Origin of the sequence: Streptomyces sp. NPDC088707, from assembly GCF_044752725.1 — a bacterium.
Classification (GTDB): Bacteria; Actinomycetota; Actinomycetes; order Streptomycetales; family Streptomycetaceae; genus Streptomyces.
Genome location: NZ_JBIVLV010000010.1, coordinates 36,036 through 56,615, shown reverse-complemented (window position 1 = coordinate 56,615; position 20,580 = coordinate 36,036). Strand labels below are relative to the sequence as shown.

The 20,580-nt window shown below is 71.7% G+C and carries 20 protein-coding genes; 9 read left to right on the top strand and 11 right to left on the bottom strand.

Annotation, left to right across the window (positions count from 1 at the left end; translation table 11 throughout):
• The first annotated feature begins 14 nt into the window (after positions 1-14).
• On the top strand, positions 15-614 hold the full coding sequence (locus ACIP84_RS27730; protein WP_355967788.1) for a hypothetical protein: 600 nt from the start codon (positions 15-17) through the stop codon (positions 612-614).
• Between the two features lie 98 nt (positions 615-712).
• Here the strand turns inward: ACIP84_RS27730 and ACIP84_RS27725 are convergent, their stop codons facing one another.
• Complete coding sequence (locus ACIP84_RS27725) at positions 713-1,060, bottom strand: hypothetical protein (protein ID WP_319319475.1); 348 nt, start codon at positions 1,058-1,060, stop codon at positions 713-715.
• 390 nt (positions 1,061-1,450) lie between these two features.
• Here ACIP84_RS27725 and ACIP84_RS27720 point away from each other — a divergent pair, with 390 nt between their 5' ends.
• The 5 genes from ACIP84_RS27720 to ACIP84_RS27700 all read left to right on the top strand — a co-directional run bounded on the left by ACIP84_RS27720 (position 1,451) and on the right by ACIP84_RS27700 (position 6,897).
• A complete protein-coding gene (locus tag ACIP84_RS27720; RefSeq protein WP_401801249.1) occupies positions 1,451-1,711 on the top strand; it encodes a GntR family transcriptional regulator in 261 nt (86 codons plus the stop codon).
• A 52-nt stretch (positions 1,712-1,763) separates the two neighbouring features.
• A complete protein-coding gene (locus ACIP84_RS27715; RefSeq protein WP_401801246.1) occupies positions 1,764-2,216 on the top strand; it encodes a nucleoside deaminase in 453 nt (150 codons plus the stop codon).
• Complete coding sequence (locus tag ACIP84_RS27710) at positions 2,209-3,141, top strand: isopenicillin N synthase family dioxygenase (protein WP_401801244.1); 933 nt, start codon at positions 2,209-2,211, stop codon at positions 3,139-3,141. Before ACIP84_RS27715 ends, ACIP84_RS27710 begins: the two co-directional genes overlap by 8 nt.
• 89 nt (positions 3,142-3,230) lie before the next feature.
• Entirely contained in the window at positions 3,231-5,321 is a 2,091-nt protein-coding gene (locus ACIP84_RS27705; protein ID WP_401801241.1) for a hypothetical protein, read from the top strand.
• Positions 5,322-5,325: 4 nt separating this feature from the next.
• On the top strand, positions 5,326-6,897 hold the full coding sequence (locus ACIP84_RS27700; RefSeq protein ID WP_401801238.1) for an ABC transporter substrate-binding protein: 1,572 nt from the start codon (positions 5,326-5,328) through the stop codon (positions 6,895-6,897).
• A 6-nt stretch (positions 6,898-6,903) separates the two neighbouring features.
• On the opposite strand, the gene ACIP84_RS27695 is transcribed toward ACIP84_RS27700, so the two are convergent.
• The 8 genes from ACIP84_RS27695 to hemL all read right to left on the bottom strand — a co-directional run bounded on the left by ACIP84_RS27695 (position 6,904) and on the right by hemL (position 15,452).
• Entirely contained in the window at positions 6,904-7,437 is a 534-nt protein-coding gene (locus ACIP84_RS27695) for an SRPBCC domain-containing protein (RefSeq protein WP_401801235.1), read from the bottom strand.
• A 46-nt stretch (positions 7,438-7,483) separates the two neighbouring features.
• The gene (gene ccsB / locus ACIP84_RS27690) at positions 7,484-8,569 is read right to left on the bottom strand and encodes a c-type cytochrome biogenesis protein CcsB (RefSeq protein ID WP_401801232.1); all 1,086 of its coding nucleotides are present in this window, start codon (positions 8,567-8,569) and stop codon (positions 7,484-7,486) included.
• Entirely contained in the window at positions 8,566-10,344 is a 1,779-nt protein-coding gene (locus ACIP84_RS27685) for a cytochrome c biogenesis protein ResB (protein WP_401801229.1), read from the bottom strand. Before ACIP84_RS27685 ends, ccsB begins: the two co-directional genes overlap by 4 nt.
• Positions 10,345-10,349: 5 nt before the next feature.
• Positions 10,350-11,087 carry a cytochrome c biogenesis protein CcdA gene (locus ACIP84_RS27680; RefSeq protein WP_317875780.1) on the bottom strand — a complete coding sequence of 246 codons (738 nt, stop codon included), beginning with the start codon at positions 11,085-11,087 and terminating at the stop codon, positions 10,350-10,352.
• A 4-nt stretch (positions 11,088-11,091) separates the two neighbouring features.
• Positions 11,092-11,697: a TlpA family protein disulfide reductase gene (locus tag ACIP84_RS27675; protein WP_401801226.1), complete on the bottom strand. Its 606-nt coding sequence runs from the start codon at positions 11,695-11,697 to the stop codon at positions 11,092-11,094.
• A gap of 133 nt (positions 11,698-11,830) precedes the next feature.
• Entirely contained in the window at positions 11,831-13,126 is a 1,296-nt protein-coding gene (locus tag ACIP84_RS27670) for a hypothetical protein (protein WP_401801223.1), read from the bottom strand.
• Between the two features lie 275 nt (positions 13,127-13,401).
• A complete protein-coding gene (locus tag ACIP84_RS27665) occupies positions 13,402-14,109 on the bottom strand; it encodes a histidine phosphatase family protein (RefSeq protein WP_355967821.1) in 708 nt (235 codons plus the stop codon).
• On the bottom strand, positions 14,106-15,452 hold the full coding sequence (hemL, locus tag ACIP84_RS27660) for a glutamate-1-semialdehyde 2,1-aminomutase (protein WP_355967823.1): 1,347 nt from the start codon (positions 15,450-15,452) through the stop codon (positions 14,106-14,108). Before hemL ends, ACIP84_RS27665 begins: the two co-directional genes overlap by 4 nt.
• 230 nt (positions 15,453-15,682) lie before the next feature.
• Between hemL and ACIP84_RS27655 the strand changes: the two genes are divergently transcribed.
• Positions 15,683-16,324 carry a hypothetical protein gene (locus tag ACIP84_RS27655; protein ID WP_355967826.1) on the top strand — a complete coding sequence of 214 codons (642 nt, stop codon included), beginning with the start codon at positions 15,683-15,685 and terminating at the stop codon, positions 16,322-16,324.
• A gap of 83 nt (positions 16,325-16,407) precedes the next feature.
• Here ACIP84_RS27655 and ACIP84_RS27650 read toward each other — a convergent pair whose 3' ends face one another.
• On the bottom strand, positions 16,408-18,396 hold the full coding sequence (locus ACIP84_RS27650) for an APC family permease (RefSeq protein ID WP_401801219.1): 1,989 nt from the start codon (positions 18,394-18,396) through the stop codon (positions 16,408-16,410).
• 125 nt (positions 18,397-18,521) lie between these two features.
• Here ACIP84_RS27650 and ACIP84_RS27645 point away from each other — a divergent pair, with 125 nt between their 5' ends.
• The gene (locus ACIP84_RS27645) at positions 18,522-18,941 is read left to right on the top strand and encodes a MerR family transcriptional regulator (protein ID WP_355967872.1); all 420 of its coding nucleotides are present in this window, start codon (positions 18,522-18,524) and stop codon (positions 18,939-18,941) included.
• Between the two features lie 233 nt (positions 18,942-19,174).
• On the opposite strand, the gene ACIP84_RS27640 is transcribed toward ACIP84_RS27645, so the two are convergent.
• The gene (locus ACIP84_RS27640) at positions 19,175-20,023 is read right to left on the bottom strand and encodes an ABC transporter substrate-binding protein (protein ID WP_355967830.1); all 849 of its coding nucleotides are present in this window, start codon (positions 20,021-20,023) and stop codon (positions 19,175-19,177) included.
• 267 nt (positions 20,024-20,290) lie between these two features.
• Here ACIP84_RS27640 and ACIP84_RS27635 point away from each other — a divergent pair, with 267 nt between their 5' ends.
• On the top strand, positions 20,291-20,539 hold the full coding sequence (locus ACIP84_RS27635) for a hypothetical protein (RefSeq protein WP_401801216.1): 249 nt from the start codon (positions 20,291-20,293) through the stop codon (positions 20,537-20,539).
• The last annotated feature ends 41 nt before the right edge of the window (positions 20,540-20,580 follow it).

The window sequence follows — 20,580 nt, the reverse complement described above, 5'->3', positions numbered from 1 at the left end:
TCAGGGGGCGGACAGTGGGCAGAAGACGCGAGCGGAAGATGCTGCGGCGGCTGGCGGACGGGGGGCCCGTCGAGTTCTACGCGAGCATGATCTCCTTCAGAGGGCTCACCCGACTCGCCTTCCTCGCCGAGCAGTTCGGCTACGCGTACACGGACCTGCGACAGGGGGAGCAGGGCTTCACCCTGTACCTCGTGCCGGACTCCCGGCCGCGGGCGCGGGAGCTGGCCGCGGAGAACCGGGACAGATACCCGCGGGCGGCCGAGAAAGGACCGCTGCCGGTGCCCGACCCCGCGGCGCTCGCGCTCCTCAAGGCCAGGATGCTGTCCGACCTGAACCGGAGGTACTCCCTGAAGCAGCTCCTCTGGATGATCGGCGTGTCCCTCGTCCTCGCCGCCCTGGACGTCGGGATGGAGTTCGGTGACGGACGGGACTCCGTCCTCACGATCGCCAGTGCCGTCTGGGCGGGGGTCGTCGTCCTCCTGGTGCCCATGCACCTGTGGAGCCGACGGGTGGCCCGCACGAACGCGGCCTTCCTGCAGGCGGCCGGATTCACCCTGGTGCCGGACGAGCGCGGACGGCTCCGCCACGTACCTCCGGACGAAGCGACCACCTGATGCGGGACGCCCCGGAGGGGCAGGGTTCACGGAGGTGACGGCCGGAGTGATCCCGCCCCCGGCCGGCAGGCGCACCGGAACCCTGCCCGTCTGGGGCGTCAGGGCGCCGTAGGCGGCGCCGGATGGCAGGGGCACGCGCACACGAGATGGCGGACCCCCTGCACGCCGCTGTCGCGGGGCACGTGGTCCCGGCAGCGGTCGTGGCGGCCGACGACGCAGCGCGGTGAGGTGAACTCCGGCGGCTCGGGCACGGCCCCGAGCGCGTGGGTCAGCAGCGACAGACTCACGGCGTCGGCGATCTCCGGCGTCACCCACCAGCCGTCACCGGCCCGGTCGCGGTGGTGGCCGTCGTGCCCCACCGTGAGCACACAGACCGAACCACCCCACACCGCCCGCACCACGTCCGCGACTGCGAACACCGAGCGCCGCGCCCCGCAGCGGCTCATCGGGCGCTCCCGGCGTGGATGTTACGGCGATCGACGTCGACCCCGACCGTCGCGAGCCACAGCGCCCGCCGTCGGCCGCGCTGCGCCGCTCGACGGGTCGGGATGCGGTGGCGGGGGCCCGGTGGGCGGGTGCGGTGCCTGCCGGTGGGCGGCAGGGTCAGCATGAGAAGCCAGAGGAGGAGCGGGATCCAGACCCGTCCCAGTACGCGCGCGATAGGGTTCCGCACGTCATCAACTCCGTTGGTAGTTGGTGGCCATGCCCCGGGGCCGGTAGGACGGTCGCCGGGGTCCTTGTTTCACGCTCACCGTAGTGCGTGATGCACCGTGATGCATCACGATGTAGCTAGAGCCACCCAAACGTGCCTTTGTATGACTATCTAGCGTTGGACCATGACCCTTGATCCGCAGTCGGGACGCCCGCTGTACATGCAGCTGGCCGATGTGATCGCCGCGAAGATCGCCACCGGGGAGTACGCGCCTGACCGCGTGATCCCCACGCCCGGCCGCCTCGCCGAGGAGTACGGCATCGCCGTGCTGACGGGCCGCCGGGCCATGCGTGAGCTCCGCGAGCGCGGGCTGATCTACACGGTTCCGGGCAAGGGCTCCTACGTCACACCCGCGGCCGGGGAGAGTGACTCCCCGGCGGAGTGACCCGCCAGTCCCCGGAGTGAGTTCGACGCCTCGCCGGGGAAGAGTCCCGTCCATGGACGAGGAACAGGCAACCCGCTGGCTCGCAACCGCCCTCGCCGAGGCCCGCGCCGGACGGGAAGAGGGCGGGATCCCCATCGGCGCCGCACTGTACGGGGCGGACGGCGCGCTGCTCGGGCGCGGCCGCAACCGCCGCGTGCAGGACGGCGACCCGTCCACGCACGCGGAGACCGCCGCCTTCCGCGCGGCAGGCCGGCAGCGCTCGTACCGGGGCACGACGATGGTGACGACCCTCTCGCCCTGCTGGTACTGCTCCGGTCTGGTGCGGCAGTTCGGGATCTCGCGGGTGGTCGTCGGGGAGGCGGAGACCTTCCACGGCGGGCACGACTGGCTGGCGGAGCACGGGGTCGAGGTCCTCGTGCTCGACGACCCCGAATGCACCGCGCTGATGCGGGAGTTCATCGCCGCGCAGCCGGCGCTCTGGAACGAGGACATCGGCGATGAGTGACGCGACCCGTGCAGCGGGTGGCACGGCGGGCCTCCCCACGATCGATCTGACCCGCGCCGCGGCCCCGCAGCTGCCCGCCGTCGACCGCGCCCTGCGCGAGGCCGGCTTCCTGCTGGTGACCGGGCACGGGGTGGACCCCGGGCTGCGGGCCGCCATCCGCGCGGCCGCCCGCCGCTTCTTCCACCTCCCGCCCGCCGCGAAGGAGCCGTACGCCGTGCGGGTCGGCGGCCGGGGCTGGCTGGGGCCCGGCGCGGAGGCCAACGGGTACGCGGAGGGCACGGCGACGCCGCCCGACCTGAAGGAGTCGCTGTCCTTCGCGGCGGACGAACCGACCGGCGACCCGGCCGTGGACGCCGAATGGTTCCTGCCGAACACCTGGCCCGCCGAGATCCCCGAGCTGAGACCGCTGGTGGAGACGTATCTGGCGCAGATGAAGACGCTCTCGGACCGGGTCCTGGACCTGCTCGGCACGGCCCTCGGCGAGGAGCGGGACTTCTTCACCCGGCACACCGGGCACCCCACCTTCGGCTTCAACATCAACTGGTACCCGGGACGGGAGCGGACGGGCGAGCCGGAGCCGGGCCAGTTCCGGATCGGCCCGCACACGGACTTCGGCACGGTCACCGTCCTGGACCGGGAGGCCGGCAAGGGCGGCCTGCAGGTCTTCACCGACGCGGGCGGCTGGCAGGACGCCCCGTACGACCCGGCCGCCTTCACCGTCAACATCGGTGATCTGATGGCCGGTTGGACCGGTGGCCGCTGGCGTTCGGGACGCCACCGGGTGCTGCCGCCGCCGGCCGACGTCCCCACGGAGGAGCTGATGTCGCTCGTGTACTTCTACGAGTGCACGCCCGGGACGACGATCCACGGCATCGAGTCGCACGGATACCTGCGGGCCCAGCTCGACGCGATCGCCACGGACTGACAACAGGTGCGGAACAGACTCGAAAAGCCGACCGCTTTCCCAACACACCGTCGATATCCTTGAGTTGACTGTGACGGGGGTGGCAGGTCGTGGACAGGGAGCTGTACGGCCGCGAGGCGGCCTTGCACGATGCCGGACTGGTCGCGCGCCTCAGCGGCCTCACGAAGCACGGCGCCTCACGGGTGCCGTTCGAGCACGGTGACGATCCGCCGGTCACCGTCTTCACCGGCGGACGCGGTACGGGCAAGACGGCCCTGCTCAAGGAGGTCCGCAACCGCTACAAGGGGTACACGCCGCTGGCGCTCCTCGACTGCGCCCACATCGAGCCGCCCGCCGACCACGGGCCCGGCTGGACCCCGCTCACCGGGGCCCTCGCCGAGCTCGCCGTACAGCTGTCGCCGAAGGTGCTCGGCGCACGGCCGGTGAAGTTCCCCCGGGTGTCGCTCGGGCTCGTCGCGGTCGCCTCGCTCGGCTGGTCGCAGGAGGACGACGAGCGCGCCCGCCGCGACCTCCAGCGGCTCGGGCCGCTGCTCGCGACCGTCGACCCGACCAGGGGCGCGGCCACCCACTGGGTCGGCAAGGTGCTGGCCAAGCTGGCCGCCACGTTCGCCGAGGCCACCGTCCCGCTCGCCGGGCTGCTCGCCGAGGCGACCGTGGAGACCGTCCTGGAGGAGGTGTTCGGCCGCCTCCAGCGCACCTCGGAGAGCTGGTACGGCACCTATCGCAACGCCGGCGGACGCGGCAAGGCGGGGCTCCAGCAGCTCGCGATCGACTTCGAGCAGGGCGGCCGGCGCCGCGCCGAGGCCGAGGGATTTCTCGTCGGCGCGCTGACCGAGGACCTCCTCCACCCGTACGTGGGGATCCGGCGCGGCGGCCGGATCGGCCGCCCGCTGGTCCTCCTCGACAACGCCCACGAACCGCTCGGCCGCCAGCTCGTCGAACCGATCCTCCGCGCCCGCGCCGAGGGCCGCCGCGACCGGGTCGTCGTCCTCGCCACCTCCCGGGTCCGGGACCACGAGGGACTGCGCAACGCCACCAGGACCCGGCTGCCGGAGACCGCGCACCGGGCGCCCAGCCCGCGCGACGCCCGCGTCGGCTCCGGCATCCTCGCCGTGGAGCTCACACCGCTCTCCCCCGCACAGACCCGCTCCGCCTTCGACCGCCACGACCCAGTCGGCCGGACGCCCACCGAACTCGCCCGCGCCGTGCACCGGTTGACCGGCGGCCGCCCGCTCGGCGTCGCCCTCCTCGGCCGGGCCGCCGGAGAGGCCCCGGCGCATCTGCGGGCCGGACTCACCCCGGGCGGGCTGCTCGACCTGACCGTGGAACTCCGCGAGGACGCCCCGCCGGTGCCCGTCGCCCCCACCCTCCTCGCCGAACTCCTCCCGGTGCGGCGGCCCGGCCCGTACGCCGTGCTCGCCGCCGCCCACGACGAGGAGTCCGCCCGGATGCTCGCCCACGCCCGGCTCCAGGGCGAGTCCCTGGACGGGGACGTGGCGCTGCGCGTCCGCGACCAGCTGCGCTCCGAGGACTGGGCCGCCTCCGAACCGGGCTCGGGCCACTTCGTCGCCGACCCGCTGCTGCGCGCCCTGCTCCTGCACCGCCTCCGCTTCGAGGACGGCGACCATCCCCGGTACGCGGCCTGGCACGCCGTCCACGAGACCCTGCACCGGCACTACGGCCCCGAGCCCGGCCCGTACCGCCTCCATCACGACCTGGCCCTCGGCCGCACCGAGGAGGCCGTCACCCGGCTGCGGCTCACCTTCCCCGAGCGGGACGTCCTCGGCTGGCTGGGGCGACTGCGGTTCATCTGCTCCGCCCCGTACCCCCGCGAGCACGGCAGGACCGGGCCGGACCCGCGCCGGGCGATCGCCCTCGGCCTGCGGCCACCGGAAGGGACGAGAGACACGACCGACGGCATCCCTCCCGGACTCGACCACGACACCACCGAACTCCACCTGTCCGTACGGCGACTGCTGCACGCCGTATGGCTGCTGACCGATCCGCTCGCACTGCCCGACGACGAGGTGGCCGACCGCCTCGCGCACGAACTGCGCCGGCTCTCCGGCCGTCATCTGACGGGCAGCGGTTCGCTCTGGGACGCGGCCACCCACTGGCCGCGCGACATCCGTGCCTGGCGGGAGCTGTCGCTGCCGCCGGGCCGCGAGGACGGAGTCTGACGCCATGCCCGACCGCCCGACCGCCCCGCGCACCGGCCGACCGCTCGACCGGCTGCGGCGCCGCCTCCGCACCCCCCGCCAGAAGCTCGTCGCGTCCGTCGTCACCGCCGCCGCCGTCCTCGGCCTCGGCGGGTACGCGATCGCCCGGCTCACCACCCCGGAGGACCGTTCCTGCGCCGCGGGGGTCGAGAGACCGGAGGGCAGCGGCGAATGCGTCGGCGTCAACGGCGACGGCCACGCCTTCGGCATACCCGAACTCGCCGAGGTCGCCCGCGCCATCGGCGCCGAGAACGCCGCGCTCGAACCCGGCGAGTACGCCACCGTCGCCGTCCTCCTGCCGCTGACCTCCACCGACAGCGGCATGCGGGACAAGGTGCTGCACGAGGTCCAGGGCGCCTACGCCTACCAGTACCGGGCCAACCACGAGTCCAACAGCGAGACCCCGAAGATCCGCCTCGTCCTCGCCAACACCGGCAAGGGCAACGCCCACTGGCGCGGCACCGTCGACCGGCTGATCGCCATGACCGGCGCCCCCGACCGGCTGCGGGCCGTCTCCGGAGTCGCCACCTCCTCCACCGAGGTACGCGAGTCGGTGACCGCCCTCACCGGCGCCGGGATCGCCGTCGTCGGCACCACCATCACCGCCGACGACATCGCCAACGGCCCGGGCCCCGGACACAACCGCTACCCCGGCCTCGCCCGCGTCTCCCCCACCAACAACGACGAGGCCAAGGCCCTCGCGAACTTCGGCCGCGTCGACGCCGCCAAGGCCCTCCTCGTCCAGGACACCCGCAGCGGCGACCACTACACCGACACCCTCAAGTCCGCCTTCGCCGCCTCCCTCAAGGGAGCGCCCTACGAGCCGCAGCTCTTCACCTCGCCGGCCGACCCCACCGACGAGGGCACCACCGCCAACACCTTCCGCCAGATCACCCATCTGATCTGCGACACCCGCGCCGAGACGGTCTTCTTCGCGGGCCGCCACACCCAGCTGCGCCAGTTCATCAACGCGCTCGGCTCGCGCGGCTGCCTCGACCGCGCCTTCACCATCCTGACCGGCGACGAGGGCTCGTACCTGGGCGCGGACAAGAAGCTCGACCGGAACGCCCTGAAGGCGAAGCTGACCGTGCGGTACGCGGCGCTCGCCCACCCGGACGCGTGGAAGCCGGGGACGGGACGGAAGGTCCCGGCGACGGGCGGTTCGGTGGTGGCGTACTCGACCTTCGTGACGGACATCGCCCGCGCCGCGAAGGAGCCGGTGCCGCTCGCGGACGGCCAGGCGATCGTCGCGTACGACGCGATGGCGACGGCGGTGCACGCGATCCGGCAGGCGACCCCGCAGGGCTCGCAGTACCCGGAACTCGCCGACGTGGTCACCCAGTGGCCGCAGGTCAAGGGCTCGCTGCGGGTGCAGGGCGCGAGCGGCTGGATCTGCCTGGACAACTACGGGAACCCGTACAACAAGGCGGTCCCGATCGTGGAGCTGGCCCAGGACGGCACCCAGCGCTTCGTCCAGATCGCCTGGCCGGAGGGCAGGCCTCCGTCGGCCTCCTGCCTGCCGCCGAAGCGGGGGTAGCGGCGCCTACGGAACCCACTTGGGCCAGGTCGCCTCGTCCCGCTCGTACAGGGCACGCAGGTGCTGCCACCGCTCGGGCGACCAGGCGGCCCAGTCGGACGGACGCCCGTCCAGCGCGGCGGCGAGCCGCTCGAAGTGCTCGTGCCACCCCGCGAGGCAGTCCAGCCGGTACTCCCGGTCCGCCCGCAGTTCGTTCGTGAAACGCAGCACGGTCGACCCGCCGCCCCCGGGCGCCCCCGGTTCCAGATGGAACCGGATGCGTCCGTGCGTCGGATCGACCGTGTACTCGGCCACGTACTCGGGGTCCCAGGCGGTCACCCGCCCCGACACCTCGGTGTCACTGTTCAGCCAGCGGAGGGTGACCCGGCCGTCGAGCCGGGGTTCCAGCGGGTCCGCCGCGCAGAGCCAGCCCGCCAGGCCCTCGGGGGTGGCGACGGCCTCCCAGACCTCGGCCGGCGGATGGGGCAGCTCCACGGCGAACCGCAGCAGCTGCGCGTCCCCGTCGCGGGTCTCGCACCTGCCCCGGGGTATCTCGCTCATACCTCAAGCGTCACCCAGGGGCAGGCCCGGTGCCAGCCGGCTCCGCTCAGACGCCCGCGTACGAGTGCTTGCTGTTCACGAAGATGTTCACGCCGTAGTAGTTGAACAGGAAGCAGGCGAAGGCGATGAGCGCGATGTACGCGGCCTTCCGCCCCTTCCAGCCGGCCGTCGCGCGCGCGTGCAGGTACGCGGCGTAACCGACCCAGGTGATGAAGGACCAGACCTCCTTGGCGTCCCAGCCCCAGTAGCGGCCCCACGCGTCGCCGGCCCAGATCGCACCCGCGATGATCGTGAAGGTCCAGAGCGGGAAGACCGCCGCGTTGATCCGGTACGAGAACTTGTCGAGCGAGGCCGCCGAGGGCAGCCGTTCCATGACGGAGCGGGCGAAGGCGCCCGGGTTCCCGCCGGTGGCGAGCTTGTTCTCGTACGAGTCGCGGAAGAGGTACAGCAGGGTGGCGGTGGCCCCCAGGTAGAAGACCGCGCCGCAGAAGATCGCGGTGGAGACGTGGATCCACAGCCAGTACGAGTCGAGCGCGGGGACCAGCTGGTCACTGGGGGTCTTCAGCCAGGTGGTGGCCATGCCCAGGTCGAGCAGGACCGTGGTGACCAGCGGCAGGCCGAGCCAGCGCACGTTCTTCCTGGCGACGAGGAAGCCGAGGTACGCGCCGACCGCCACCGTCGAGAAGGTGGTGGAGAACTCGTACATGTTGCCCCAGGGGGCCCGCTGCACGGAGAGCGCCCGGGTGACCACGCCCGACGCCTCGACCAGGAAGGCGAGGACGGTCAGCGAGACGGCGATACGGCCGTACAGATCGCCCTTGACGGTGCCGCCGGCGGCGCCGGGGCCGTCCGGGACGTCCCGGGTGCCGGCCGCGGAACGGGTGACGACCTTCGGCTTCTCCAGGACGGCCGTGCCGCCGGCCGCCTGCTTGACCTGGACGGTCACGGCGGAGCCGGCGGCCGGGGCGCGGGAGGTGAGCGCGGCGGCGGTGCGGCCGACCTTGCTGCGGCTGCCCAGCACCCACTCGGCGATGTGGGCGAAGAAGGCCAGGGTGTAGACGGCCATCGAGGAGTAGATGAGCAGGTCGCTCATCCGCGCCAGGCTCTCGTTGGTCGTGGCGGCGAGGATCACTTGTCGGCCTCTCCAGAAGGGGCGGGGTCTTCTGCGGGTTCTTCCGCGGGTTCCGGTACGTCTTCCGGATCGGCGTGGGGTGCGGGTTCGGGACCGGCGTCCGGCGCCGGGGGCGCGTCCGCCGTGAGCGCGACCGCGAGGTCGCCCAGCTCCTCCGGCAGCTTCGCGGACTCGCTGCGGCCCAGGCCGGCCATCTCGACGACGGTCACGCCGTCCTCACCGCGCACGGCCCGGACCCAGATCCTGCGCCGCTGGATGAAGAGGGAACCGGTCAGTCCGGCGATCGCGGCGATCGCGCCCGCGAGGGCGAGCCCGTTGCCGGGCTGCTGCGAGATCTGGAAGCTCGCCCACTCCTTGACGTCCTTCTCGAAGGTGATCGAGCCGGCGCCGTCGGGGAGCGTCATGGTCCTGCCGGGCAGCAGCCGCTCGGCGAGCTTGTTGCCGGACGCGTCCGTGAACTGCTTCATCTTGGACTTGTCGAGCTGGTACACGTTCTGCGGAAGCCCGGCGTCGACCCTCAGGTCGCCGTGGAACCCGGTGAGCGCCATGACGGGGAAGTCCAGCGCCGGGAACTGGGAGAACATCGTGCCCTGGCCGGCGCCCGCGAAGGTCGGCACGAAGAAGGCCTGGAAGCCCAGCTGCTCCTTCTTCCCGTCCTTGTCGCGGTAGCCGTCCATCACCTTGATGGCGCCGGTGGACGTGATGTTGTTGTCGATGGGCAGCAGCGGTACGGCGCCCTGGAAGACGACCTTGCCGCGGCCGTCCCTGACGGTGACGACGGGCGCGTAGCCGTGGGCGATCAGATAGACCTTGGAGTCGCCCACCTTGAGCGGCTCGTTGACGCGGATGACGGCCTTCTTGTCCGCACCGCCCTGCGAGTAGGACACCTTCGCCTCGAAGGTGCGGGGCGTGCCGCGCTGGGGGCCGTTCTTCTCGTACGTGCCGTCGAAGGCGTCGAGCCTGAAGTGGAACGGCTCCAGTTCGTCGATGCCGAACTGGGAGCCGGACTTGAAGTCGTCGTACTGGGTGAGCGTGTTGGAGAAGCCGTCGCCCTCGACGATCAGCTTGCCGCCCTCGGACTTGAAGAGCTGGCCCCAGGCGAAGGCGACGAGCATGACGATGAGGGCGACGTGGAAGGCCAGGTTGCCGGCCTCGCGCAGGTAGCCCTTCTCGGCCGCGATCGCGTTCCCGGCCGTATGTGCGCGGAAGCGGCGGCCCTTGAGGAGGGTGAGCGCGGCCGCACGGACCTGCTCGGGCTCGGCCTCGGTGCGCCACGTGGTGGACGCCGGGAGCCGGTCGAGGCGCTTGGGGGCGCCCGGCGGGCGGCTGCGGAGCTGGCCGACGAACTGCCAGCTGCGGGGCACGATGCAGCCGATGAGGGAGACGAACAGCAGGATGTAGATCGCGGAGAACCACACGGAGCTGTAGACGTCGAAGAACTGCAGCTTCTCGTAGATCGGCGTCAGCGACTTGTGGGCGTCCTTGAAGGCCTGCGCCTTCAGCTCGTCCACGCTGGTCTGCGGGATGAGGGAGCCGGGGACCGCGCCGAGGGAGAGCATGAAGAGCAGGATCAGCGCGACCCTCATGGAGGTCAGCTGCCGCCAGAACCAGCGGATCCAGCCGATGACACCGAGGGTGGGGCCGCCGATGACCGGCGTCTCCGCGCGGTCGTCGATGGGCGCGGTGGACAGCTGGGCCCCGGCGTCGCCGAGGTTCTCCTGCTGCTCCGCCGCACCGGAGGTGTCCGTCGTACCGGACGTGTCGGTCGTGCTCATGGAACTCAGATCCCCACCGTGAAACCGCTGGACCAGCCCTGCATCGTGGCGACCATGCTGTCCCACGCGCCTGTGAGGAGCAGGACACCGGTGACGAGCATCATGCCGCCGCCGATCCGCATGACCCACACATAGTGCTTCTTGACCCACCCGAACGCCCCGAGGGCCTTGCGGAAGGCGATGGCGGCGAGCACGAACGGCACGCCGAGGCCGAGGCAGTACGCGAAGGCGAGCAGCGCGCCGCGGCCGGCGCTGGCCTGCTCCAGGGCGAGCGCGTTGACCGAGGCGAGCGTCGGGCCGATGCACGGGGTCCAGCCGATGCCGAAGAGCGCGCCGAGCAGCGGCGCGCCGACGAGACCGGCGACGGGCTTCTTGTGGAAGCGGAACTCGCGCTGGGTGAACCAGGGCATCAGACCGAGGAAGAACACGCCCATGAGGATCATGAGCACGCCGAGAATCGTGGTGAGCGTCTCGCGGTACTCCTGGAGGGTCGACCCGAAGTAGCCGAAGAGCGCTCCGCCGGACACGAACACGGCGGTGAACCCGAGGACGAAGAGGACGGCCCCCGCGGTCATCCGGCCGCGGCGGCTCTCGGCGAGGTCCGTGCCGGTGACCCCGGTGACGTAGCTGAGGTAGCCGGGGACGAGCGGGAGGACGCACGGCGAGAAGAAGGAGACGAGCCCGCCGAGCACCGCGAGGGGCAGGGCGAGCAGCAGGGCTCCGCTGGTGACCGTCTCGTTCACCGGCTCACTTCTCCTTGAGGAGGGGGTCGATCATCGACCTGAGCTTCTCCTCGTTGAGCGCCATGAGGGAGCGGGCGGCGATCTTGCCCTCCTTGTCGAGGACGACGGTGGAGGGGATGCCCTGGAGGCTGAGGGTGCCCTTGGGGAAGCCGAAGAGGATCAGCCTGCCGTCCCGGTCGTAGAGGCTCGGGTAGGGGACCTCGTAGTCCTCTTCGAAGGCGATCGCCTGCTGCTTGTTGGCGTCGCGGGTGTTGAGCCCGACGAACGCGACGTCCTCGTCCTTGAGGTCGGTGGCGACCTTGACGAAGTGCGGCGCCTCGGCGCGGCACGGGGCGCACCAGGAGCCCCAGGCGTTGAGGACGACGACCTTGCCCTTGAGATCGGCGACGTCCAGGTGCTTGCCGTCGAGGGTCTCGCCGGCGATCTCGCTGATCGACGCGCGCTTGCCCTTGGGCGCGGTGGCGATGCCGCCCGTGTTCGTCACGAAGTTGGTGTTGCCACCGCCGCCGGACTTGCCGTTGCTGTCGCCGCCGCAGGCCGAGAGCGCGAGGGCGGCGGACAGCACTCCGACGGCGAGCAGGGTGCGTCGAGGGGCACGGCTAAGGCTCATGTGAAAAGTTTCGCATGGGCGTTTGGGGGATCTTGGGCACCCCCCTACGTGCCCGGAAAGCGCCTTGTCAAGATCGCCTAAGCGAACACGGCGTACGGCGGGGCGGACGGCTGCGCGGCCGACTGTGCGACGCCTACGCGGCCGGCGTCGACGAGGCCGTCGAACCGTTCGTCGCGGGCTTGAGGAAGGTGTTCCAGCCGCCGGCCGGCTTCTGTCCCACCTCCAGCGAGCGCAGCTTCTGAAGGATCTTCGGGTCCTGGACGTCGAGCCAGTCGACGAACTGCCTGAAGGAGACGAGCCGGACGTCCTTCTTGCCGGCCATGCCCTTGAGCGCGTCCTCGACGGCGTCCATGTAGATGCCGCCGTTCCACTGCTCGAAGTGGTTGCCGATGAAGAAGGGCGCGCGGTTCGACTCGTACGCGCGCGTGAACCCGCCGAGGAGCGCCTCGGTGGCCTGCTTGCGCCAGCCCGGGTAGCGCGAGGGCATGCCCTTCGTCGTGTTCTTCGACTGGTTGGCGAGCATGTTGTAGTCCATCGACAGGACCTCGAAGGAGTGCCCCGGGAAGGGCACGGCCTGCAGCGGGAGGTCCCAGACGCCCTGGCGCCTGGTGGGCCACATCTGCCGGCCGCCGGGCGAGCTGGCGTCGTAGCGCCAGTTGAGCCGCTTGGCGGTGGGCAGCAGGTTGTCCTGGCCGAGGAGGCAGGGCGTACGGCCGCCGACGAGCTCCTTGGAGTAGTCGAAGGGCAGCGGGTCGAGGTCGGTCCAGCCGCTGTTCGTCTTCCACTCGGTGACGAACTTCATGGCCTGGTCGATCTCGCTCTGCCACTGGGCCGGGGTCCAGTTGCCCACGGAGCCGGAGCCGCCGCAGAAGTGCCCGTTGAAGTGGGTGCCGATCTCGTGGCCGTCGAGCCAGGCCTGCCGGACGTACTTCAGGGTGTCCTTGATGTGGCCGTCGGTGAGGTAGCCGATGTCCGAGGCGCCGACGCGGTTGTTCGGCGGGCGGTAGAGGTTCTTCTTCGACTCGGGGAGGAGGTAGATCCCGGAGAGGAAGAAGGTCATCGCCGCGTCGTGGTTCTTGGCGAGTTCGAGGAAGCGCGGGAACAGGCCGTTGCCGACCTCGCCGGCACCGTCCCAGGAGAAGATCACGAACTGGGGCGGGGTCTGGCCGGGTTCGAGCGGGACGGGGGCGTCGGGCTGGTGCGGCTGCTTCCCGGTGTCGGCGGTGGAACCGTCGCCGATGAGCTTGACGTCGTCCTTGGTCGGGGTGCTCGTGCTCGGCTCCGCCGAGACGTCGCCCCCCTTGCCGGGTCCGGAACGCCCCGACTTGTCCTGGTTGCCGTTGCTGCACGCGGCGACGCCCATCGCCGCCGCGGCACCAACGCCCGCCCCGAGCAGCCCCCTTCGACTGATCCCACTGAATCCGCGCATGACATCCCCATTCGCGCTGACGTATTAACGAAACGTCATCCAAACCGACAATGAGTGAGATGCCGGGAGGAACACGGAGGTTCCGGGAAATCGCACAAAAATTTCAGGGCGGTCGGTTGGCATGAACACCACCCGACCGCCCTGAACTGTGGACCGCCGACTCCCGCGCTGTCCAGCGGGGCCGTAATCCTTCACCGAAGGACTACACAAGACTCCCTGCGGACGCCCTGCAGAGACCCTGCAGAAGACTCGCTGCGGGAGACTCCGGAGAAGGCCTACGCCCCGAAAGCCTTCGACTTCCCCTTGACCGGCTTCGCGCCGGCGAGCAGATGCGCCGGAACGAGGTCCCGGGCCGGCTCGCTGTACCCGACCGAGACGATCCTGTCGCCCCTGTACGTGAACGAGGTCAGCGAGGCCAGCGTGCACTGGCGCCGCCGCGGATCGTGCCAGAGCCGGCGCTTCTCCACGAAGCTGCGGACGATCCAGATCGGCAGCTGGTGACTGACCAGCACCGCCTCGTGCCCCCGGGCCGCGTCCTTCGCCGCGTCGAGCGCCCCCATCATGCGGACGACCTGCTCGACGTACGGCTCGCCCCAGGACGGCTGGAACGGGTTCGTCAGGTGCTTCCAGTTCGCCGGCTTGCGCAGCGCCCCGTCGCCCACGCCGAACGTCTTCCCCTCGAAGACGTTCGCCGCCTCGATGAGCCGCTCGTCCGTGGCCAGATCCAGACCGTGCGCCTTGGCGACCGGCGTCGCCGTCTCCTGCGCCCGCTCCAGCGGGGAGGCGACGACGTACGTGATGTCCCGGTCGGCCAGGCTCTCCGCGACCCGGTCCGCCATCTGCCGGCCGAGCTCGGAGAGGTGGTAGCCGGCGCGGCGCCCGTAGAGGACGCCGTCGGGGTTGTGCACCTCGCCGTGCCGCATCAGATGGACGACGGTGATGTCCTGACCGGCGCCGTGCGTGCCGTTGCCGCTCTCGCTCATGCCGTCGCCTCCGCGGCGGCGCGGGCGGCGGCCGGCAGGGCGGCGGCGATCCGCTCGATCGCCCGCTCGTCGTGGGCGGCCGACACGAACCAGGACTCGAAGGCGGACGGCGGCAGGTAGACGCCGTCGGCCAGCATCGAGTGGAAGAAGGCGTTGAAGCGGAAGGCCTCCTGCCGCTTCGCCTCGTCGTAGTTCCGCACCTCGTCGGCGGTGAAGAACACCGAGAACATGTTGGACGCGGTCTGCAGCCGGTGCGCCACGCCCTCCTTGGCGAGCGCGTCGGTGACCAGGCCCCGGACCGTCTCCGATACCGCGTTCACCGTGGCGTACGCCGCGTCGTCGAGCAGCCGCAGCTGCGCGAGCCCGGCGGCCGTCGCGATCGGGTTACCGGAGAGGGTGCCCGCCTGGTAGACCGGGCCGGCCGGGGCGAGGTGCCCCATGACGTCGGCGCGGCCACCGAACGCGGCGGCCGGGAACCCGCCGCCCATGACCTTGCCGAAGGTCAGCAGGTCCGCCTTGACGCCGTCGACGCCGTACCAGCCGGCCTTCGACGTACGGAATCCGGTCATCACCTCGTCGGAGATGTACAGCGCGCCGTTCTCCCGGCACAGGTCCGCGAGACCCTGGTTGAAGCCCTCGGCCGGCGGCACGACACCCATGTTGCCGGGCGAGGCCTCGGTGATCACACAGGCGATCTCGCCCGGGTGCGCGGCGAACGCGGCCCGGACGGCCTCCAGGTCGTTGTAGGGGAGCACGATCGTGTCCCCGGCCTGGGCGCCGGTCACACCGGGCGTGTCGGGAAGCCCCAGCGTGGCGACACCGGAACCGGCCGCGGCGAGCAGCGCGTCCACGTGGCCGTGGTAGCAGCCCGCGAACTTGACGACCTTGGCGCGCCCGGTGAACCCGCGGGCGAGCCGGATCGCGGACATCGTGGCCTCGGTGCCCGAGGAGACGAGCCGTACCTGCTCGACGGGCTCGACGCGCGCCACGATCTCCTCGGCGAGCGCGACCTCGCCCTCGCCCGGCGTACCGAAGGAGGTGCCGCGGGCGACGGCCTGCTGCACCGCGGCGGTGACCTCGGGGTGCGCGTGGCCGAGGATCATCGGACCCCACGAGCACACCAGGTCGACGTACTCACGACCGTCCGCGTCGGTGAGGTAGGGACCGGAACCGGACACCATGAACCGGGGCGTTCCGCCCACGGCCCGGAAGGCACGCACCGGTGAGTTCACGCCGCCGGGCGTCACGAGGGAAGCGCGGTCGAAAAGCGTCTGTGAGACTGGGGCTTCGTATGAATACGGCACTGTGATCCTGACCTGCGAGAACGACTTCGGGCACGACATCGGGGACAGAGGGAGGGCGTGAACATCCTGAGTATTACGCCGGGGCGTTCGCCCTCCGCGTCTGCGAAACTGGGGCGTCATAGGGATGGCTCACGGAATCCATGGTGTCAGAGGCCACGGCGTTCTTGCGGACAGGTGTTTCACCGTACGAACGCGGGGGAGGTCACTGACACGATGATCGGGTTGCGCGGCGGGGTCGTGTTGCCGAGAAAAAGCAGTCGGGTGGAGATATGCATCGCGGTGGCGGACCGGGCGAGGGGACGGACGATCTGGGTCCGGAGTCTGCCCGCCGGGGCAGGCACCGGCGCCGGCGGGGCGAGGACTCGACCTCGGGAAACCAGGGCGCTTCGAGCACTCCAGGCATTCCCGGCATCCCCGACACCTCGGGCCCTCCGGGAGATCCGGTCAGCGGAAGCGCGAGCGGGAGTGGCCGGTTGGGGGTGACGTACAAGTACTTCGGCGCGCCCGACGGCGCCACGGCGGCCCGCGTCCCGATCTCGATGCGCCCGGAGGAACTCGGCGGGGACGAGCTCGGCATGGGCGGCATGTTCACCAAGATCAAGCCGGAGACCATAGCGGCCATGGTCCTGACCGGCATCCAGGGCATGCCCCTGAACAAGGTGCCGCCGCTTGAGCTGGTGGTCCTGCACCCGGACTACGCCGTGGTGAAGCTGCCGATGACCGTGGTCGACCCGCTGCGCGCGATCGGCGAGGAGTCGGTCGGCGCCGCCGCGTTCATCTGGTCCACGGTCCCGGACCGCGGCGGACCGCGCGACGCCTTCGACGTCTACCAGCTGCTCCACGAGTGGCAGGACTTCTCGGTCCGCCTCCACGAGGCGGGCCACCAGCCGTACTGCCTGGTGTGGCCGTAGGGGTCCGGCCGGTTCCGGTCCGCCCGGGCTCGGCCTGATCAGGTCGGGTCAGGGCAGGTCAGGCGGGGTCCGGGCAGATCGGGTCAGGTCCCGGCGGGGCCGGTACCGTCCTCGTCCGCTCTCGCGGCGTCCGCCGCCCTCGCGCGCTCGGCGGCCAGCTCGCGGGCGGAGGCGAGCCGGTACGGCACGTCGATGACGACGACGTTCTTCATGAACAGCAGACGGGTCTTGAGGCGCAGCGCGCTCTGGTTGTGGAGCGGCTGCTCCCACCAGTGGCCCACCACGTACTCGGGGATGACCACCGAGATCACCGCGTCCCCCCTCCGCTCGGGCGCCTCCCGGACGTGCCGCAGGACCGGCTGGACGATCGAGCGGTACGGGGAGCCGAGCACCCGCAGCGGTACGTCGATGCCGTGGGCCTCCCAGGTCGCGCGGAGCACCTCCGCCTCGGCCGGGTCCTCCGCGACGGTGACCGCCGTGAGCGAGGCGGGGTGCAGGGTCTTCGCGTACGACAGCGCCCGGAGGCTGGGCGCGTTGACCGAGGCCACCAGGACGAGGACGTGGTTCTCGGCGAGTGCGCTGGGCCGCTGCCCGGGCGCGACGGCCACCTCGGCGGCGACGGCGTCGTAGTGCCGCCGCACCCCCTTCATCCCGGCGAAGAGCACCGGCATCGCGATGACGACGATCCAGGCGCCGTGGGTGAACTTGGTGATCAGGACGATGACGAGGACGACCGCCGTCAGACAGGCGCCGAAGGCGTTGATCGCGAGACGGCGGTGGATGTTGTGACGGTCGGCGGCTCCCGCGGGCGTGGCGAGTTCTCGCCGCCAGTGCTTGACCATGCCGGCCTGGGAAAGGGTGAAGGAGACGAAGACGCCGATGATGTACAGCTGGATGAGGCGGGTCAGCTGCGCGTCGAAGGCGACGATGAGGACGATCGCGGCGAGCGCGAGGAGCACGATGCCGTTGGAGTAGACGAGCCGGTCGCCGCGGTGGAAGAGCTGGCGGGGCGCGTAGCGGTCGCGGCCGAGGACGGAGGCGAGCATCGGGAAGCCGTTGAAGGCGGTGTTGGCCGCCAGGATCAGGACGCCCGCGGTGACGGCCTGGAGCGCGTAGAAGAGGACGTGCCAGTCGCCGAAGGTGGCCCGTCCGATCTGCGCGAGCGCGGTGGACGTCGGGGTGCCGGGCGGGAGCCCGAGTTCGGTGGGGTCCTCGGCGACGTGGACCTCGTACACCATCGCGAGCACGGTGATCCCGAAGAACATGGTCACGGACAGCCCGCCCATGATCGCCAGCGTCATCGCCGCGTTGCGGCTCTTGGGCTTGGCGAACGCCGGCACGCCGTTGCTGACGGCCTCGACGCCGGTCAGCGCGGTGCAGCCGGAGGCGAAGGCGCGCAGCGCGAGCAGCACGAGCGCGATCCCCGAGTAGGTGGAGACCGCCTCGACCGGCAGGTCGGCGGACTCGGCCCGGATCGTCGCACCGGTCGCCGTCCGCACCGCGGCCACCGCGAACATCAGATAGATCACCGCGATGAAGGCGTACGTCGGGAGGGCGAACCAGCGCCCCGACTCCCGCACTCCGCGCAGGTTCAGCCAGGCCAGCACGGCCACGAAGAACACCGACATGGCCACGGCGTGCCCGTCGAGCGAGGGGACGGCCGAGGTGATCGCGGCGACCCCGGAGACGACGGAGACGGCGACCGTCATCACGTAGTCGATCAGCAGCGCGGAGGCCGCGGTGAGCGCGGCGGTCTGCCCGAGGTTCTCGGCGGAGACGACATAGGCCCCGCCGCCGCCCGGGTAGGCGTAGCAGGTCTGCCGGTACGAGGCGACCACGACCAGGAGCAGGATCACGATGCCGACCGCCGCGTACCAGGCCAGATGGAGCACGGCGAGACCGCCGAGGGCCAGGATCAGCAGGATCTCCTCGGTGGCGTACGCGACCGAGGAGAGCGGGTCGCTGCAGAAGATCGGCAGGGCGACCCGCTTCGGCAGCAGGGTCTCCCCGAGCCGGCCGCTGTCCAACGGACGACCTACGAGCAGGCGTTTCGCCGCACTTCCAGCTCTCATAAGTGCTGAAGTTAGGACGAATGGTATGTAATGCGCGGAAGCCGCGCCCTGTGGGGACCCGTACGCCCGGTGGGAGCCCCGTACGAGGAAGGACCTGACGCGTGAGCGGAGTACGAGGAATGCGGATGGCCGGCGAGCCCATGCAGATCGGCGAGGTCGCCGCACGGACCGAACTGTCCCTGCGCACGATCCGGCAGTACGAGGACAACGGCCTGGTCGTCCCGTCCGCGGCCTCGCCCGGCGGATTCCCGCTCTACACGGACGCGGACGTGTCCCGGCTGATGGTCGTCCGCCGGATGAAGCCACTCGGCTTCACCCTCGAAGAGACCCGCGAACTCCTCACGGCCGTGGACCTGCTGGCGGCCGAGCGCGCGGGCACCGACACCGAGCTCGACCCGGACGAGCGGGCCGCACTGGTGGCCCGCGTCCGCGGCTACGAGCAGGCCGCCGCGGAGCGGGTCGCCGAGCTGCGGGCCCAGCTCTCCCGCGCGGAGGAGTTCGCCGACTCCCTCCGCCGGACCCGCCTCACGGCGACCCCGGCCTGAGAGCGACTCCGCACCGGCCCGAGACCGGCGCCGCCACGGCCAGAGGCCGGCACCGGACCTGGCCTGAGGCCCCCGCCCGCGCCGGTTCAGCCGGCGAGTGCTCGGGTTCAGGCCTCAGACGCGCCGGTTCAGCCGGGGAGTGCTCCGGTTCACCCGTCAGGCGCGCCGGTTCAGCCGGGTAGTGCTCCGGTTCAGGCCTCAGACGCGCCGGTTCAGCCGGGGAGCGCTCGGGTTCAGCCGGCGAGCGCTCCGGCCAGGGCGCGGAAGAAGCGCGCGTAGGCCGCCGGGCTGGGCGGAGTCTCCGGGTTCCACGGCGTGAACCGGACTCCGGACAGGGCCGCGTCCGGCGCCGTGGCGTGCGCCCTGCTGTCGAAGAGGACCAGGTCGGGCCGGAGCTCCGCGGCCCGGCGCCAGTCACCGGTGAGCCAGTTGGCCCCGGGCCCCGGCCCCGGGTCGACGAGCCGGACGCCGAGCTCGGCGAGCCTCGCCAGCTCCGGCCAGGCGAGCGGCCGGGCGAGGTGCACCTGGTCGGGACCGGCCCCGGAGAGGGCGAGCACCCCGAGCCCGGTCCGCGCGGCGACCTCCCGGAGCTCGTCCTCGGCGGCCCGGAGACCGGCCGGTGATCCCTCGCCGGTCGTCCCGTCGACCGGCGCCGCCCCCAGACCCACCGCCAGCGCGCCGAACCGGTCGAGGATGGCCGGCAGGCTGAGCTCGTTGCCGACGGAGAGCGCGACGAGCGGCACCCCGAGCCGCTCGGCGACGGCCTCGTCGAGCGCGTAGGGGCTCTTCCCGTCGTACGTCACGTCGACGATCACGTCCGGCCGCAGCTCCCGCAGCAGCCCCTCGTCCAGGACCCGCCCCGGCCCGAGGTAGGTCACCGCGGCCGCCGTCAGCCCGCCCTCCTTCGCCGGGTCGAGGATCTCCCCGTCGTGCCCGGAGCCGTACACCGCGACCGGCGTCACGCCCAGGTCGCACAGGGCGGCCCCGGCCCGCACGTAGGCGACCACCCGCCGCGGCACGCGGGCCGCCCCCAGCTCCGTACCTCTGTCGTCCGTGAATCCCCATGCCTGCGTCCCGGACATACGGCTGCTCCCTCCCCGGCCGGAATGTGCCTCTTCCGAGCACCTTGGAGCGGTTCCGCGGCCCGCACAAGAGGGCCTGTCCGCTGCGCGGGCCACCGGGCGACCGGGTCCGGGACGAAGGTCCCGGTTCCCCCTGCCGAAAGTCCCCCAGGGTGGTGTTAACTGAACGGGTCGGGAGGAAGCAGTAGAAATCGTCGGGCCTTCGTGGCCGCGCGCCACCTGCCGGGGCGCGCGGTGCCGGGCGGCCCTCACGCCCTGGAGTGAGTCATGTCCTTCCCCGGCCAGTTCTCCGATCCCCGTGTGATCACGCTCTTCGGCCTGCTCGCCGTATCGACGGCGGTATGGCTCTCGCTCGGTCTGCGCGCCCGCGCGCGTGACCGCCGCGACCGGGCGCGCACCCCGCTGGAGCGGGTCTGGCATCCGCAGGAGTCGATACCGCTGACGCCCGCGGAGGAGCACGCCTTCGGCCAGGTCGTGTCGCGGCTCTCCCCGGGCTCGGCGGGCCGCCTGCGCTGAGCGCGCGGGCCGGCCTCGACCCCAGGGCTCAGGCCTCGGGC

Coding starts and splice junctions, on each gene's coding strand:
- ACIP84_RS27725 (WP_319319475.1), bottom strand. CDS start 1,060: ATGAGCCGCTGCGGGGCGCGGCGCTCGGTGTTCGCAGTCGCGGACGTG.
- ACIP84_RS27720 (WP_401801249.1), top strand. CDS start 1,451: ATGACCCTTGATCCGCAGTCGGGACGCCCGCTGTACATGCAGCTGGCC.
- ACIP84_RS27715 (WP_401801246.1), top strand. CDS start 1,764: ATGGACGAGGAACAGGCAACCCGCTGGCTCGCAACCGCCCTCGCCGAG.
- ACIP84_RS27710 (WP_401801244.1), top strand. CDS start 2,209: ATGAGTGACGCGACCCGTGCAGCGGGTGGCACGGCGGGCCTCCCCACG.
- ACIP84_RS27700 (WP_401801238.1), top strand. CDS start 5,326: ATGCCCGACCGCCCGACCGCCCCGCGCACCGGCCGACCGCTCGACCGG.
- ACIP84_RS27695 (WP_401801235.1), bottom strand. CDS start 7,437: ATGAGCGAGATACCCCGGGGCAGGTGCGAGACCCGCGACGGGGACGCG.
- ACIP84_RS27685 (WP_401801229.1), bottom strand. CDS start 10,344: ATGAGCACGACCGACACGTCCGGTACGACGGACACCTCCGGTGCGGCG.
- ACIP84_RS27675 (WP_401801226.1), bottom strand. CDS start 11,697: ATGAGCCTTAGCCGTGCCCCTCGACGCACCCTGCTCGCCGTCGGAGTG.
- ACIP84_RS27670 (WP_401801223.1), bottom strand. CDS start 13,126: ATGCGCGGATTCAGTGGGATCAGTCGAAGGGGGCTGCTCGGGGCGGGC.
- ACIP84_RS27665 (WP_355967821.1), bottom strand. CDS start 14,109: ATGAGCGAGAGCGGCAACGGCACGCACGGCGCCGGTCAGGACATCACC.
- hemL (WP_355967823.1), bottom strand. CDS start 15,452: ATGTCGTGCCCGAAGTCGTTCTCGCAGGTCAGGATCACAGTGCCGTAT.
- ACIP84_RS27655 (WP_355967826.1), top strand. CDS start 15,683: ATGCATCGCGGTGGCGGACCGGGCGAGGGGACGGACGATCTGGGTCCG.
- ACIP84_RS27650 (WP_401801219.1), bottom strand. CDS start 18,396: ATGAGAGCTGGAAGTGCGGCGAAACGCCTGCTCGTAGGTCGTCCGTTG.
- ACIP84_RS27645 (WP_355967872.1), top strand. CDS start 18,522: ATGGCCGGCGAGCCCATGCAGATCGGCGAGGTCGCCGCACGGACCGAA.
- ACIP84_RS27640 (WP_355967830.1), bottom strand. CDS start 20,023: ATGTCCGGGACGCAGGCATGGGGATTCACGGACGACAGAGGTACGGAG.
- ACIP84_RS27635 (WP_401801216.1), top strand. CDS start 20,291: ATGTCCTTCCCCGGCCAGTTCTCCGATCCCCGTGTGATCACGCTCTTC.